The sequence below is a fragment of the Streptomyces sp. sk2.1 genome, from assembly GCF_008120935.1.
Lineage (GTDB): Bacteria > Actinomycetota > Actinomycetes > Streptomycetales > Streptomycetaceae > Streptomyces.
This window is the reverse complement of the sequence record NZ_RDBO01000077.1, coordinates 1,682,686-1,697,610: the sequence shown is the minus strand read 5'-3', so window position 1 is coordinate 1,697,610 and position 14,925 is coordinate 1,682,686. Positions and strand designations below refer to the sequence as shown.

At 75.5% G+C, this 14,925-nt stretch carries 11 protein-coding genes and 1 pseudogene; 4 read left to right on the top strand and 8 right to left on the bottom strand.

The genetic code is table 11. The features are described from left to right. Positions 1-117 precede the first annotated feature (117 nt). Positions 118-2,487: a malto-oligosyltrehalose synthase gene (gene treY, locus EAO76_RS34685; RefSeq protein WP_148840048.1), complete on the top strand. Its 2,370-nt coding sequence runs from the start codon at positions 118-120 to the stop codon at positions 2,485-2,487. A gap of 34 nt (positions 2,488-2,521) precedes the next feature. Here treY and EAO76_RS34680 read toward each other — a convergent pair whose 3' ends face one another. Continuing rightward, entirely contained in the window at positions 2,522-3,511 is a 990-nt protein-coding gene (locus EAO76_RS34680) for a cytochrome P450 (RefSeq protein ID WP_148840047.1), read from the bottom strand. Between the two features lie 293 nt (positions 3,512-3,804). Then, positions 3,805-4,371: a DUF1707 and FHA domain-containing protein gene (locus EAO76_RS34675; protein WP_148840046.1), complete on the bottom strand. Its 567-nt coding sequence runs from the start codon at positions 4,369-4,371 to the stop codon at positions 3,805-3,807. 213 nt (positions 4,372-4,584) lie between these two features. Between EAO76_RS34675 and EAO76_RS34670 the strand changes: the two genes are divergently transcribed. Then, entirely contained in the window at positions 4,585-5,538 is a 954-nt protein-coding gene (locus EAO76_RS34670) for a GNAT family N-acetyltransferase (RefSeq protein ID WP_148840045.1), read from the top strand. 28 nt (positions 5,539-5,566) lie between these two features. Here the strand turns inward: EAO76_RS34670 and EAO76_RS34665 are convergent, their stop codons facing one another. Then, on the bottom strand, positions 5,567-6,673 hold the full coding sequence (locus tag EAO76_RS34665; protein ID WP_148840044.1) for an alpha-L-fucosidase: 1,107 nt from the start codon (positions 6,671-6,673) through the stop codon (positions 5,567-5,569). A 74-nt stretch (positions 6,674-6,747) separates the two neighbouring features. Then, positions 6,748-8,109, bottom strand: coding sequence for a GH1 family beta-glucosidase (locus EAO76_RS34660; protein WP_148840043.1), 1,362 nt, complete (start codon positions 8,107-8,109; stop codon positions 6,748-6,750). 181 nt (positions 8,110-8,290) lie between these two features. On the opposite strand from EAO76_RS34660, the gene treZ reads away from it, so the two are divergent. Next, the gene (treZ, locus tag EAO76_RS34655; protein ID WP_148840042.1) at positions 8,291-10,069 is read left to right on the top strand and encodes a malto-oligosyltrehalose trehalohydrolase; all 1,779 of its coding nucleotides are present in this window, start codon (positions 8,291-8,293) and stop codon (positions 10,067-10,069) included. Between the two features lie 54 nt (positions 10,070-10,123). On the opposite strand, the gene EAO76_RS34650 is transcribed toward treZ, so the two are convergent. From EAO76_RS34650 to EAO76_RS34635, 4 genes and pseudogenes are all read right to left on the bottom strand, one after another. Continuing rightward, on the bottom strand, positions 10,124-11,251 hold the full coding sequence (locus tag EAO76_RS34650) for an aminopeptidase P family protein (RefSeq protein ID WP_148840041.1): 1,128 nt from the start codon (positions 11,249-11,251) through the stop codon (positions 10,124-10,126). A gap of 116 nt (positions 11,252-11,367) precedes the next feature. Continuing rightward, positions 11,368-11,985 (bottom strand): annotated as a pseudogene (locus EAO76_RS34645) (nucleoside/nucleotide kinase family protein); the annotation flags it as partial. A 71-nt stretch (positions 11,986-12,056) separates the two neighbouring features. Continuing rightward, entirely contained in the window at positions 12,057-12,716 is a 660-nt protein-coding gene (locus tag EAO76_RS34640) for a response regulator transcription factor (protein WP_148840039.1), read from the bottom strand. Further along, positions 12,704-13,933 carry a sensor histidine kinase gene (locus tag EAO76_RS34635; RefSeq protein WP_148840038.1) on the bottom strand — a complete coding sequence of 410 codons (1,230 nt, stop codon included), beginning with the start codon at positions 13,931-13,933 and terminating at the stop codon, positions 12,704-12,706. Before EAO76_RS34635 ends, EAO76_RS34640 begins: the two co-directional genes overlap by 13 nt. 174 nt (positions 13,934-14,107) lie before the next feature. Between EAO76_RS34635 and EAO76_RS34630 the strand changes: the two genes are divergently transcribed. After that, positions 14,108-14,815 (top strand): ABC transporter ATP-binding protein, encoded by a 708-nt coding sequence (locus EAO76_RS34630; protein WP_148840037.1) that lies wholly within the window; start codon positions 14,108-14,110, stop codon positions 14,813-14,815. The last annotated feature ends 110 nt before the right edge of the window (positions 14,816-14,925 follow it).

Here is a 14,925-nt window from a genome sequence, read left to right as displayed (position 1 = left end):
CGCCGGGCCGGGGCGATGATCCCGGTGGCGGGCCGGCCCGCCACCGGGACGCCGCCGGTCGAGCCCTTTGCGGCGTCCGGTGACACGGAAGCCGTCCGGCCGGGTACGAACGTCCGCATGAAGCCCACCGCCACCTACCGCCTCCAGCTCCAGCCCGGCTTCCCGTTCTCGGCGGCGGGACGCGCCGTGCCGTACCTCGCCGGGCTCGGTGTCTCCCACCTCCATCTGTCCCCCGTGCTGGAGGCCGTGCCCGGCTCCCGGCACGGCTACGACGTCGTCGACCACGGCCGGGTGCGGGCCGAGCTCGGCGGCGAGGAGGGGCTGCGGGAGCTGGCCCGCACGGCGCGGGCGCACGGCCTCGGGCTGGTCCTGGACATCGTGCCGAACCACATGGCCGCCCATCCCCGGTACAACCACGCCCTGCGGGAGGTGCTGCGCGAGGGCCCCGGGTCCCCGTACGCCCGCTGGTTCGACATCGACTGGGCGGCGGGCGGCGGCAAGGTGCTGCTGCCTGTGCTCGGCGACCGGATCGGCGAGGAGATCGGCCGGCTGCGGGTGGACGGGGACGTGCTGCGCCACGGCGAGCAGGAGTTCCCGCTGCGGGCCGGCACCGCGGGGCTGCCGATGCCCGAGCTGCTGGACGCCCAGCACTACCGGCTCGCCTGGTGGCGGCTGGCCCGTACCGAGCTGAACTACCGGCGGTTCTTCACCGTCTCGGACCTCATCGGGGTGCGGGTGGAGGACCCCGAGGTGTTCGCCGCCACCCACGTCAAGATCCTCGAACTGGTCCGGGACGGCGTCGTCGACGGACTGCGCGTCGACCACCCCGACGGGCTCGCCGATCCGGCGGCCTACCTGGACCGGCTCGCGGCGGCGACCGGCGGGCGGTGGACGGTGGTGGAGAAGATCCTCGGCCCCGCCGAGCGGCTCCCCGCGGACTGGGCCGTCGCGGGGACGACGGGGTACGACGCGCTGCACCGGATCGACGGGCTGTTCGTCGACCCGATGGGCGCGGCGGAGCTGGTCGGCCGCTACCGGGAGTACGCCGGGCCCGCGGACGGTCTCGGCGGCGACTGGACCTCGACCGTCCGCCGGGCCGCGTACCGGGTCGTGGAGCACGAGCTGGCCGCGGAGACCGGGGTGCTGACCCGGCTCGCCGTGCGGATCTGCGCCGCCGACCCGGCGCTGCGCGACCACGCCCCGTGGGCCCTGCGCGCCGCCGTGCGCGAACTGCTCGTGCGGGTGCCCGTCTACCGCCCGTACGCGACGGCCGGCGGGACCTGTTCGCAGGAGGCCGCGGCGACGCTCCCGGAGTCGGCCGTGCGGGACGCGCGGGCGACGTTCGCCGTCCCGGAGGAGGCCGCGGCGGTCGACGTGGTGCGGGAGCTGGCACTGGGGCGGCTGGGGGCGGGGCCGGAGCGGGAGGCGTTCTGCGCCCGGTTCGCCCAGACCGCGTCCGCGCTGCGCGCCAAGTCGGTCGAGGACGCCGCGTTCTACCGGTACCTGCCGGTGATCTCGGCGAACGAGGTGGGCGGGAACCCCGGGCGGCCCGCGGTGGCGCCGGAGGAGTTCCACGCCTTCTGTGCCCGGTCGGCCGCCGACCGGTCGGCCGGCGGTACGGTGCTGACCACCCACGACACCAAGCGGAGCGCCGATGTCCGGGCCCGGATCGCGGTGCTGACGGAGTGCCCGGAGAAGTGGTCCGGGCTGCTCACGGAGCTGGGGCGGACGGTTCCGGCCGCCGCTCCCGACGCGCAGTTCGCCTGGCAGGCCTGGCAGACCGCGGTGGGCTGCGCGGGACTGCCGGCCGGCGAGGCGGCGGGCCGGCTGGAGCCCGCGCTGCTGAAGGCGGTCCGCGAGGCGGGGCTGCACACCGGCTGGACCGAGCCCGATCCGGCGTACGAGCGGGCGGTGGTGGATTTCGTGGCGGCCGGTCCGGCCGCCGACGCCGGGCCGGTGCGCGAGGCGCTGGACCGGTTCACGGCCGCGCTCGCCCCGTACGCGCGGGCCAATGTGCTGGGGGCGGCCCTGGTGCACCTCACGATGCCGGGCGTGCCGGACCTGTACCAGGGCACGGAACAGGAGTACGTGGCGTTGGTCGACCCGGACAACCGCCGCCCCTTCCGCGCCCCGTCCGCCGACGCCCCGGCCTGCGAGAAGAGCGGGCTGACCGGGACGGCGCTGCGGCTGCGGCGCGAGCGGCCGGAGGTGTTCGGCGCGTCGGGCGCGTACGCCCCGCTGGGCGCGCGGGGGCCCGCGGCCGCGCACTGCCTGGCGTTCTGCCGCGGGGGCCAGGTGGTCACCGCGGTGACCAGGCTGTCGCTGCGGCTGGCCGAGTCGGGGGGCTGGCGCGATACGGAACTGGTGCTGCCGGACGACGGGCCGTGGGCCGATCTGCTGGCGCCCGGCCGGAAGTTCACCGGGGCGTCGGTCGCGCTCGCCGACCTCTTCGCCGACCGGCCGGTGGCACTGCTCGGCCGGGCCTGACGAGCGGGGTCCCGCGGCGTCCCGGCGGCTCCGTTCAGCCGGGCCCGACGACGAGGCTCCGCGGGCCGCGGGTGAGCAGGCCGGTGGCGACGGGGCGGAAGCCGTCCGCCCAGCGGAGCCCCGGCATGGCGTCGAGCAGCGCGCGCACGCCCTGCCGGGCCTCCAGCCGGCCGAGCAGGACGGCGGGGCAGTCCGCGGGGCCCGCGAGGAACCGGACCTGGTCGCGGCGGAAGGGGTCGAAGCGGTCGGGCTCGGCGAACCGTTCGGGGTCGCGGCCCGCCGAACCGGTCAGGCAGGCGACGGGCGCCCCGGCGGGCAGTGTGCCGCCGCTGAGGGCGACCTCGGTGACGGTGCGGCGCAGCACGACCTGGACCGGCGGGTCGCGGCGCAGGGTCTCCGCCCAGGCCCGCTCGGCCAGGGCCGGTTCGGTGCGCAGGGCGGCCAGCAGGTCGGGGGCGTCCAGCAGGTTGGCGAGGAAGGAGGCGAGCGCCGTCTCGCGCAGGCCGGTGTGCCGGGTGCAGGGCGGGACGACGGTGCCCGGCGCGGTGCGGGCCGCCCGAGGAGGGCGGGTGCCCGGCCCCGGTGCGGCGCCGACGGGCAGCCAGCGGCAGAACTCCGTGACGAGGTCGACGTACCGGCGTCCCGCGATGCGGCGCGCCAGCACGTACGCGGTCCGTTCGACGCGTTCGGCCGTGTGGCTCGGCAGGGTCGCGGGGCCGGGCCGCCGGCCGGGGGCGCACTGCGGGCCGCCGTGGCAGAGTCCGAGGGGCGCGGGGCCGCCGCCGGGTGCGGCGTCGTGCGGGAAGCCGGTGAACCGGGGGTCGGTGAGGGCGGCGGCCACGTCCGCGTACCGGCTGATCAGCCAGGCGCCCAGGGGTGCGTCGTAGACGAGCGGGTGTTCCTCGCGCAGGACGCGGTACAGCCGGTGCGGGTCGTGCGCCGTCCCGGGGGCGAGCAGGCTGGGTCCGTGCGCCGTGCGGCCGGGGGCCGGGGCGGGTATGCCTTGCGGCGCGTCGGCCTGCATCCGTACCCCCGGGGTCCAGGGCGCCGGTGTGCGGCGCGGTTTCCCATCAGGGGACCACCGGCCCGGACGCGGCGCAGTCGGCGCGCGGCCGTCCGGGTGATCGTGGCTCCGGGGCCGGGTCGGGACGTGCCGGACGGAGCTTCCGGGGCCCGAGTCGCGGGCGGTGGCGCGGTGTTCGTCCCGTCACCGGCGCAACCGCCGTTCCCCTGCGGGCACTTCGCGACGGGTCCGGTCGGGCGGGTCCCGGCGACCGGTTCACCGGCGGCGGGCCGGCCGGTCCGGCGGGCCGGTGTTCAGGCGGGCGGGCCGGCGACGGGTGCGGAGAGGCGGAAGCTCATCTGCCCGAAGCTCACCTGGTCCCCCTCGTGGACCGGGACCGTGCCGACGACCCGCTGCCCGTTGACGCAGGTGCCGTTGGTCGAGCCGAGGTCGCGCAGCAGCCACCGCCCGTCCCGCACGGTGAGTTCCGCGTGGAGCCGGGAGACGGTCTCGTGGTTGAGCCGCAGGCCGTTGCCCGGGTCGCGGCCGATGAGCAGGGGGTGCGGGCTCGGAACGGGCAGCAGGAGCTTCGGGAGCCGTTCGGTCTGCCAGACGCGGCGCACCCGGCCGGGGAAGCCGGACACTCCGCCCACCACCCGGAGTATCCGCCGCGACCAGCGGCCCCCGCCCTCCAGGTCGGCGGTGAGCGGCTCCAGGTCCTCGGGGCGCCGGGCGGTGAGGGCCAGTTCCATGCGCCGCATGAAGGTGTCGTGGGACAGCTTGCCCTGTGCGGCGCCGTCTCTGAGTACGCCGAGGACACGGTCGCGCTGGGCGTCGGACAGCCGCACGGGATACGTGTGGGACTCGAAGGGGGACGTCACGGGGCCAATTGTCGGCCCGACCGCCCCGGAGTGTCCAGAACGGTCCCGCTTCCCCGTCCCGACCTGCGCCCCGACCTGCGCCCCGAGGCGCGTGCCGGGCCGGGGAGGACCGCTCCGGAATTCCCGCGCGGAGTCCGGGGACGGTTGCTAGTGTCTGCCGCCGCAAGCCGTCGGGCGCCCGCCGGACGGCCTTTTGTCCTTCCAGGAGACCGTGTGCCCCATGTTCCGCAGGAACTGATCGTCCGCCCGCTCGCCGGTCCGCAGGAGCTCGGACTCTTCCGGCAGCTCCCGTACGTGCTCGACCACGAGCTCGTCGACGACCTGGAGAGCGGGCGCCGCCGTCCGGAATGGATGTGGGTGGCGCTGCGCGGCGACCGCGTGGTGGCGCGGATCGCGTGGTGGAGCCGGGACGGTGACGCCCCGCTGCTGCTCGACTACTTCGACCTCGACGACACCCTGCCCGAGCCCGAGCGCGGCGAGGTGGGCCTGCGGCTGCTGGAGACGGCGACGGCGGCGGTCGTCCCGGCCGGTGCGAAGCGGCCCGAGTACGGGCGGTTCGTCCCGCCGGACTGGCGCGAGGACGCGGCGGTGCGCGAGGCCGTCGAGGCCCGGATACGGGTGATGGAGCGTTCCGGCGCACGGCTGCTGGTGGAGCGGCTGCGCCTGGAGTGGCGTGCCGGTACGCCGGTCCCGGCCGACGGCGGGCGGCTGCGGTTCCGCCCGGTCGAGGGACGCGAGGACCTGCTCGCGCTGATGACCCCGGTGATGGAGGGCACCCTCGACGCCCACGGACAGGCCGACCTGGCGTCCGGGCTCAGCGCCCGCGAGGCGGCCGAGAAGCACTACGACGAGGAGCTGGCGGGGTACACGACGCCGCGGGAGTGGTGGCGCGTCGCCGAACTCCCGGACGGCGAACCGGTCGGGTTCGTGATCCCGGCGCGCAACTCCTACAACCCGATCATCGCCTACATCGGGGTGCTGCCCGCCCGACGCGGCCACGGCTACATCGACGACGTCCTCGCCGAGGGCACCAGGGTGCTGGCCGCGCAGGACGGCGTGGAACGCATCCGGGCCGCCACCGACCTCGGCAACGTCCCGATGGCGAGGTCCTTCGCCCGTCTCGGGTACGTGAACTTCGAGCGCTCCTTCGACATGGTCTGGGACTGAGGGCCGGCCGGGGACGGGGCGCCCCGGGTCACTCCCCCGTCGCCGCGACGGTCCGGGAACGCCCGGAGCACTCCGCCAGCCAGTCCAGGCGGAGCCGCTGTTCGGCGGGGATCGTCGCGTCCTCGCCGCGCGGGCCCACGGTGAGCAGCAGGTTGCCGTGGGCGGCGGCGGTGTCGCGGACCAGTGCCTCCAGTTCCTCCCGGCGGAGGAACGACCCGGGCGGCGCGGCACGGTTATGGCCGGCGCCGGGGCCGATGTCGCGGGTGACCTCGTACGGGCCGGTGCCGGTGCGGAGGCCGCGGTCGCCGGGCCTTGGCGCGGGGTGTCCCCCGTCCCCGGTTCCGGCTCGGCGCGCCCACCGCTCGTACAGCGTCCCGGCGCCGGGCAGCCGCAGTGCGTGCCGGATCGGCGGGGCCGGTACCGGGTGGCCGACGACGCCGTGCGGGACGGTGAACCGGTGGTAGTCGACGAGGCGCCGGGCGTCGACACGGGTGCCGGGCCAGAAGAGGTCGGTGCGCAGGACGTCGGGCCGGTAACGGCGGGTCAGTTCGCGCAGCTGGGCACTGGCGTAGTCGGGGTAGCCGCCGCGCGGGACCGCCCGGACGAGGTCGGCCGGGCCCGCGACGGGGCGGCCGTCGAAGGTCCGGTCGAGCCCGCCGGAGTAGTGGACGCCGAAGCGCATCCCCTCGGCCCGTACCGCTTCGGCGAACTCGCCGGCCACGTCGCGCCGGGTGTGCCAGCCGGCCCGGTGCGGGTTGCGGATCGCGGAGGGCCAGAGGCAGAAGCCGTCGTGGTGCTTGACGACGAGCACCGCGTAACGGGCCCCCGCCGCCCGGAAGGCGCGGGCCCACCCGGTGGGGTCCCAGGCGTGCAGGGCGTCGTTGAAGTCGCCCCCGAACGCGGTGTACGGGCGGGTGCCGTAGATCGCGCGGTGGTGGGCCGAGACGGGGCTGCCGGGGAAGCGCAGCGCGTTCTCGTACCACTCGGCGCGCGACGTCCAGCCGAGCGGCGCGCGGCGCCCCGCCAGGGGGAGTTCGTCCGCCGGGACGTGCGGCGGGGCCCAGCCCGGCACGGAGGCGGGCGTCCAGTGCACGAGGATTCCCAGTCCGGCCCGGGACCACCAGGAAGCGACCATGGCGCGAAGTATTGATCATTCCGGGGTCGTTCGTAAGTCCCCGGCCCGGGGCGGGGGCGCCGGGCCGGGCCCGGTCAGCGTGCCGGGCCGGCCGCCTTCTGCGCGTGGATCAGGTCGCGGTACCAGGCGTACGAGTCCTTGGGGGTCCGGCGCAGCGTCTCGTAGTCGATGTGGACCAGGCCGAACCGCTTGCTGGCGCCCTCGATCCACTCGACGTTGTCGGTGAGCGACCAGGTGAAGTAGCCGCGCACGTCGACGCCCGCGTCGATGGCCGTGCGCAGGGCCCGCAGGTGCCCCTCCAGGTAGGCGATGCGGCGGGTGTCCTCGGCGGGCTCGTCGACGGCGCAGCCGTTCTCGGTGATGTAGAGCGGCGGGAGCCGGTCGCCGAAGCGGTCGTGGAGCTGGACGAGGGTCTCGCGCAGCCCGTCGGGCACGACGGGCCAGCCGAAGTCGGTCTTCTCGTAACCCTCTATCTCCCGGATGCCGAAGGGGAGTTCGGCGGGCATCCGGAAGCCGGAGAAGTCCTCCGGGGCGTCCGCGACGGGGGCGCCGACGAGTGTGGGGTTGTAGTAGTTGACGCCGTACCAGTCGAGCCGGGTGGAGATGGTGGACAGGTCGTCCTCGACCGGGCCCGGCATCAGCGCGGCGATGTTCTCGTCGGGGTAGCGGCCGGTGAGGATCGGGTCGGCGAACATCCAGTTGGTGATCGTGTCGTACAGCTCCGCGCCCAGCCGGTCCTCGTCGGAGTCCCCCGCGGTCCAGACGGGGGTGTGCGAGACGGCGACGCCGATGTTGTCCGCGCCCTCGCCGCGCAGGGCGCGCACGGCCAGGCCGTGGGCGAGGAGCTGGTGGTGGGCGGCGGGCAGGGCGTCGAAGAGGAGGGCGCGGCCCGGTGCGTGCTCGCCGAGGGCGTAGCCGAGCAGCGTCACCTCGGCCGGTTCGTTGATGGTGATCCACATCGGTACGCGGTCGGCGAGGCGCTCGGCGACGATCCCGGCGTACTCGGCGAAGCGGTAGGCGGTGTCCCGGTTGAGCCAGCCGCCCTCCTCGTCCAGCGGGAGCGGGGTGTCCCAGTGGTAGAGGGTGGGGACCGGGGTGATGCCGTGGGCGCAGAGTTCGTCGACGAGGCGGTCGTAGAAGTCGAGGCCCTGCGGGTTGACCGCGCCGCTGCCGCCGGGCACCACGCGCGGCCAGCTGACGGAGAACCGGAAGGCGTCGGCGCCCAGGCCCGCCAGCAGGGCCACGTCCTCGCGGTAGTGCTGGTGGAAGCCGGTGCCTCGGGTGGTGTCGGTGCCGTCCTTGATCCGTCCGGGCTGGGCGGCGAAGGCGTCCCAGCCGGAGGGGCCCTTCCCGTCGGTGTCGACCGCGCCCTCGGTCTGGAACGCGGACGCGGAGGCTCCCCAGAGGAAACCGGGCGGGAACGGCGGCACATTCATCTCGGCCTCCACAGCCGTAAGAGCGAGTGCGTATTGAGCAGAATCTGACGGGGCAATGATCAGAACCAGACCTTAACCGCCGGTAACGGGCTCGATCCAGTGTCATGGGCCGGTGATCGCGACCGCGGGCCCCGGGCCGGGGCACGGAACGCGAGGACGGCGACGAGACGAGGAGCGTTGCATGCTGTTCGAGGTGTGGGCACCGGATGCGGACTCGGTCGGACTGCGGCTGGCGGGCGGGCCGCGGGCGATGGAGCGGGACGCCGCGCGGGCCGGCTGGTGGACGGTCGAGGCACAGGCCTCGGACGGGGACCGCTACGGCTTCGTCCTGAACGGGGACGGGGGCGGGGGCGCCGGACGGGTGCTTCCCGATCCGCGTTCGCGCCGTCAGCCGGACGGACCGGACGGCGAGAGCGCCGTCGTCGACCACTCCCTGTTCGAGTGGCGCGAGGGCTGGACGGGCCGGGGCCTGCCGGGCGCCGTGCTGTACGAGCTGCACATCGGCACGTACACCGCCGAGGGCACCTTCGACGCCGCGGCCGAACGGCTCGGGCACCTCGCCGAGCTGGGCGTCACCCATGTGTCGCTGATGCCGGTCTGCCCGTTCCCCGGCACCCACGGATGGGGGTACGAGGGCGTGTCGCTCTGGGCGGTGCACGAGCCGTACGGCGGGCCGGACGGGCTCAAGCGCTTCGTCGACACCGCGCACGGTCTCGGGCTCGCGGTCGTGCTGGACGTGGTCCACAACCACCTCGGCCCGTCCGGCAACCACCTCCCGGCCTTCGGCCCGTACTTCACCGAGACCCATCACACGCCGTGGGGCGCCGCGGTCAACCTCGACGCCCCCGGCTCGGACGAGGTGCGGGCGTACCTGCTGGGCAGCGCCCTCGCCTGGCTGCGGGACTACCGGCTCGACGGGCTGCGGCTGGACGCGGTCCACGCCCTGGTCGACGGCCGGGCGCTGACCTTCCTGGAGGAGCTGTCCGCGGCGACGGACGCGCTGGCGGCCGAGCTCGGCCGGCCGCTCCCGCTGATCGCCGAGTCCGACCTCTGCGACCCGCGGACCACGACCCCGCGCGAGGCCGGCGGCCTCGGCCTGCACGCCCAGTGGAACGACGACTTCCACCACGCGCTGCACACCGCGCTCACCGGTGAGTCCCAGGGCTACTACGCCGACTTCGCCGTCGCCCCGCTGGCCGCCGTCGCCAAGACCGTGACCCGCGCGTTCTTCCACGACGGGACGTACTCCGGCTTCCGCGGCCGGACCCACGGCCGCCCCGTCGACGTCGTCAGCACCCCGGCCCACCGCTTCGTCGGCTACGCCCAGACCCACGACCAGATCGGCAACCGGGCCCTGGGCGACCGGCTCTCCGCCACCCTCTCCCCCGGGCTGCTGGCCTGCGCCGCGGCGCTCGTGCTGACCGGGCCCTTCACGCCGATGCTGTTCATGGGCGAGGAGTGGGGCGCCCGCACCCCCTGGCAGTTCTTCACCGACCACACCGACCCGGCCCTCGCCGAGGCCGTCCGCGACGGCAGGCGGCGGGAGTTCGCGGCGCACGGCTGGACGGCGGACGAGGTGCCGGACCCGCAGGACCCGGCCACCCGGAACCGCTCCTGCCTGGACTGGGACGAGCCCGCGAAGGAACCGCACGCCCGGCTGCTCGCCTGGTACCGCGAACTGATCACGCTGCGCCGCGCCCTGCCGGACCTCTCCGATCCGGACCTGGCCTCGGTGCGCACCGCCCACGACGAGCGGGCACGCTGGCTGGCGTACCGGCGGGGCGATCTGCGCGTCGCGGTCAACCTCGCCGGGGAGCCGGCCACGATCCCGCTGGGCGGCGGCCGGCGGTGGGGCCGGACGGGCCGGGTGGTGGCGGCCTGGGACCCGGTGGCGGCCCCGGGGTCCGACGGCCTGCTGCACCTGCCGCCGGAGTCGTGCGTCGTCCTGGCGGACGGCTGAACCGGCCGGGGCGCGGGCCCGGGACGCCCCGGACGCCTCCCGCGCCCCGGCCGGCTACTCGACGATCGCCATGTCGCGCGCGGTGGTGTTGAGGCGGCGGCCGCCGTCCTCGGTCACGGTCACGATGTCCTCGATCCGGACCCCGAACCGGCCCGGCAGATAGATGCCGGGCTCCACGGAGAAGCACATCCCGGGCACCAGCGGCCGTTCCTCGCCCTCGATCATGTACGGCGGTTCGTGGGTGGTGACGCCGATGCCGTGGCCGGTGCGGTGGATGAAGCGCTCGCCGTGGCCGAACTCGGTGATGACGGCGCGGGCCGCCCGGTCGATCTCCTGGCAGGCGACGCCCGGCCGGACCGCCCGGCAGCCCGCCTCCTGCGCCTCCCGCACGATGTCGTGGACCCGCTGCTCCTCGGCGGTGGGTTCGCCGACGTGGACGGTGCGGGAGGTGTCGGAGCCGTAGCCGTGCTTGAGGCCGCCGAAGTCGAGCACGACCATGTCGCCCCGCTCGATGGTGCGGTCGCCCGCCTCGTGGTGCGGGTTGGCGCCGTTCGGCCCCGAGCCGACGACGGTGAAGTCGACCTGGGAGTGCCCGAACCGCTTGAGCAGGTCGGCCAGTTCGGCGGCGATGTCGGTCTCCTTGCGGCCCGAGAACCGCACCTTGAGGATCTCCTCGTACGTGGCGTCGGCGGCGGCCCCGGCGGCGGCGAGCCGCTCCAGCTCGGGGGCGTCCTTCACCGCGCGCAGCATCGGCAGGGCCTCGGTGAGGGAGACGTACGAGGTGTCCGGCAGCGCCCGCTGGAGCCCGAGCAGATGCATCGCCCAGGTGTTGTCGCTGACCCCGAACCGGCCCCGGCCGTCGAGCAGCGGGGCGGTGACGGCGTACGGGTCCTTGCCGTCGGTCCAGTCCCGCAGGGTGAGGGCCGGGGCTCCGACGGCGCCCTCGGCGTCCGGGGCCTCCAGGGTCGGGACGACGAGGACCGGGTCCTGACCGGGGGTGAGGACGAGGACGGTGAGGCGTTCGGTGCTGACCGGCTGGTAGCCGGTGAGGTGCACGAGGTCGGGGCCTGGTGCGACCAGCACGCCCGCGAGCCCGGCCTCGGCGGCGGCGTCGGCCGCCCGCGTCATGCGGGCCCGGTAGTCGTCGGCGGTGAACGGCGCGGGCTGGTTCGGACTGGACATGCGGGAGCCTCCTGACGGCGCGACACTGCGTACAGCATCCTGCCCGTCCGCGCCGGTCGACGCGAGTGGGCCCAAAACCCCCGGCGGCCCACAGGCTCTCGGTCCTGCGGGGCGGGCCGGACGACGAGGTCCGCCCGGTCGCGGCCCCGCTCGACCAGGCGCGCGTTGGCCTCGTCGGAGTCCGCCACCCAGCGTTCGGCGTACGGGCGGGGCTTCCCGAACCGGACGTGCCGCTCGACGAGCCGCCGCACCCGCCGGGCCCGGTCGAGGTCCAGGTACCACGCCTCGTCGAGCAGCGGGCGCACGTGTGCCCAGTGCCCTTCGTCGTGCAGCAGGTAGTTGCCCTCGGTGACGACCAGCGGGACGTCGGGGGGTACGGGGACGGATCCGGCGACCGGCTCCTCCAGTGCGCGGTCGAAGTCGGGGGCGTACACGGTGGTGCCCGGCTGCGGGGCGCGCAGGCGGGCGAGCAGGGCCGCGTACCCGGCGGCGTCGAAGGTGTCCGGGGCGCCCTTGCGCCCGGCGCGTCCGAGCCGGTCCAGTTCGGCCCCGGCGAGGTGGAAGCCGTCCATGGGGACGAGGACGGCGAGCCCGTCGAGCGCCTCGACGAGCCGGGCCGCCAGGGTGGACTTGCCGGCTCCGGGCGGCCCCGCGATGCCGAGGACGCGGCGCCGGCCGGGAACGGCGAGCCGGCGGGCGCGGGCGGTGAGCCCGGTGAGGTCGCTGAGGTCCATGCGGGGCATTGTGCCGCCGCCGGACGTCCGACGCGGTGTCGCGGGGGCCGTCCCGCCCGCCGGGCGGGACGTCAGCGGGCCCCCTTGCCCTCCAGGTAGGCGAGCACCGCCAGCACCCGCCGGTGCACCGTGCCGTCGTCGGGCTCCAGGCCGAGCTTGAGGAAGATCGAGCCGATGTGCTTGCTCACCGCCCGTTCCGTCACCACCAGTTCGGTGGCGATGGTGCCGTTCGCCTTGCCCTGCGCCATCAGTTCCAGGACCTGGCGCTCGCGCGGGGTGAGGCTCCGCAGGGGTTCGGCGGACGCCTTGCGGGTCAGCAGCTGCGTCACCACCTCGGGGTCGAGGGCCGTGCCGCCGGCCGCCACCCGGTCGAGCGCCTGGAGGAACTGGTCGACCCGGCCCACCCGGTCCTTCAGCAGGTAGCCGATGCCCTGGGCGCCCCCGGCGAGCAGCTCGGCGGCGTACGTCTCCTCGACGTACTGCGACAGGACCAGGATGGGCAGCTCGGGCAGCCGCCCGCGGGCGGCGATCGCGGCGCGCAGCCCCTCGTCGCGGAAGGTGGGCGGGAGCCGCACGTCGAGCACGGCCGCGTCCGGCCGGTGCTCCAGCAGGGCGGGCAGTACCTCGGGTCCGGTCGCCGCGTCGGCCACCACCTCGTGGCCCGAGCTGGTGAGCAGCAGGATCAGCCCCTCCCGCAGCAACGCGTTGTCCTCCGCGATCACGATCCGCACGGCAGCTCCACCTCGATCTCCGTCGGCCCCCCGGCGGGGCTGTCGATGCGGGTGGTGCCGTCCAGCGCCGCGACGCGACGCCTGATCCCGACCAGTCCGCTGCCGGCGCGTTCGTCCGCGCCGCCGCGGCCATCGTCCCCGATGGTCACGCGCAGCGTCCCGGCGGGCCGCTCGATGCGCACGCTCGCGGCCGTCGCGCCGCTGTGCTTGCTGATGTTGGTGAGGGCCTCGGCGACCACGAAGTAGGCGGCGGCCTCGATCGCGGCCGGGAGCCGGCGCCCGTCCTCCACGCCGTCGAGTCCGACGGTCACGGGCACGGCGACGTCACCGGCCAACGCCCGTACCGCGCCCGCCAGTCCGCGGTCCGTCAGCACGGGCGGGTGGATGCCGCGCACCACGTGCCGCAGTTCCGCGAGGGCCGCGTCCGCGCCGTCCTGCGCCTCGTCGAGCCGGACCCGCGCGGCGGACGGGTCGCGGTCGAGGAGCTGCTTGGCGAGGCCGATGCGCATCGACAGGGCGACGATCCTGGCCTGGGCCCCGTCGTGCAGGTCCCGTTCGATGCGGCGCAGTTCGGCGCCGTGCGCCTCCACCGCCCCGGCCCGGCTCTCGGTCAGCTGGGCGATCCGCTCGGTGAGCGCGGCGGACGGTGCCGGGGTGAGCAGCGCCCTGGACCAGCTCGCCGACAGGTCGGCGAGCACCCCGTGCAGGGGCAGCACCCAGCCCCGCCGCACCGGCCGCTCCGTGCCGTACTCGTCGGCCGTCCGGCGGTCCAGCAGATGGACGACGGACAGTCCGATCCCGTCCACCAGGAGCCCCACCGGCCACAGCACCATCGTGAAGTAGCCGAGCACGTTCCCGGCGAGGGCCTGGGCCGGCAGCCAGAGCGCGTCGCGCCGGGCCGTCGGGTCGGCGAGCACCCGTCGTACCCGCTCGGTGACCTCGGCACTGTCCAGCGGCGGGTACGGAGTGGGCGTGAACGGTACGCCGAGCCGTGCCGCCGCCCGGCGGCGCTCGAACTCCGCGGCCCCGCGCAGCGCTTTGGCGGCCTCGGGCAGTGCGGGCAGCCCGACGACGACCGCGGCGAACAGCAGGACCGCCACCACCAGGAACGTGCCCACGTAGGCGGCCAGCCCGACCCCGAGCCCGATGAACAGATAGCGCGACGCGTCCCACGAACGCCGGACGGCGACGGTCAGCGGGGCGGGATCAGTACTCATGGCACCTCACGTTACGGCGGGCCGCCCGCGGTCGGAGTGGGGCCCTCTCCCACGCCCGTGGTGGAGTCCGCTGCACCCCCTCCGGGGCACGTGCCCCCTCGCCCGGCCCTCGCCCGGCTCATAGCTTTTTTCGCAGGTCGAGAGGTACGGACGAAAAAGGAACGGGGGTCCACGGTGGACACGGTCACGACGACGCGGGCGACCGCGCTGAGTCTGGAGTCGGTGAGCCGGCGCCACGGGCGGCGCGGGGGCGGGGAGGTCGTCGCGCTCGACGGGGTGAGCTGCACGGTCCCGGCCGGGAGCTTCACGGCGGTGGTGGGCCCCTCGGGGTCGGGGAAGAGCACCTTCCTCCAGTGCGCGGCGGGTCTGGACCGTCCGACGTCGGGGACGGTACGGGTGGCGGGCACCGACCTCGGGTCGTTGTCCGAGGCGGCGCTGACCAGGCTGCGCCGGGACCGGATCGGTTTCGTCTTCCAGTCGCACGCCCTGAATCTGGTGCCGTCGCTGACCATCGAGGAGAACGTGGTGCTGCCGCTGGTGCTGGGCGGCGCCGATCCGGCGGACGGGCGGGTGCTGGGCCGGGGCCGGGAGCTGCTGGGCCGGGTCGGTCTGGCGGGCCACGGCGGCCGGGGGCCCGCGACGCTCTCCGGCGGCCAGCAGCAACGGGTCGCGGTGGCACGGGCGTTGGTCACCGAACCCGATGTGATCTTCGCGGACGAGCCGACCGCTTCCCTGGATCCGGAATCGGCGGCGCTGGTGCTGGATCTGCTGCGGGACGCGGTACGGACCGAGGGCCGCACGGTCGTCATGGTCACCCATGACCCGGTCGCGGCGGGCCGGGCGGACACCGTGCTGACGATGGACGGCGGCCGGCTGCGATGACCACGGAAACGAGCAGGTCCCGCACGGGTGGGTCCGAGTCCCGCACCGACGCTCGGAAGTCCCGCACGGGTGCGCGGAGGGACCGTGCCGACGCTCGGAAGCCCCGCGCG

Coding starts and splice junctions, on each gene's coding strand:
- treY (WP_148840048.1), top strand. CDS start 118: ATGAAGCCCACCGCCACCTACCGCCTCCAGCTCCAGCCCGGCTTCCCG.
- EAO76_RS34680 (WP_148840047.1), bottom strand. CDS start 3,511: ATGCAGGCCGACGCGCCGCAAGGCATACCCGCCCCGGCCCCCGGCCGC.
- EAO76_RS34665 (WP_148840044.1), bottom strand. CDS start 6,673: ATGGTCGCTTCCTGGTGGTCCCGGGCCGGACTGGGAATCCTCGTGCAC.
- EAO76_RS34660 (WP_148840043.1), bottom strand. CDS start 8,109: ATGAATGTGCCGCCGTTCCCGCCCGGTTTCCTCTGGGGAGCCTCCGCG.
- treZ (WP_148840042.1), top strand. CDS start 8,291: ATGCTGTTCGAGGTGTGGGCACCGGATGCGGACTCGGTCGGACTGCGG.
- EAO76_RS34650 (WP_148840041.1), bottom strand. CDS start 11,251: ATGTCCAGTCCGAACCAGCCCGCGCCGTTCACCGCCGACGACTACCGG.
- EAO76_RS34635 (WP_148840038.1), bottom strand. CDS start 13,933: ATGAGTACTGATCCCGCCCCGCTGACCGTCGCCGTCCGGCGTTCGTGG.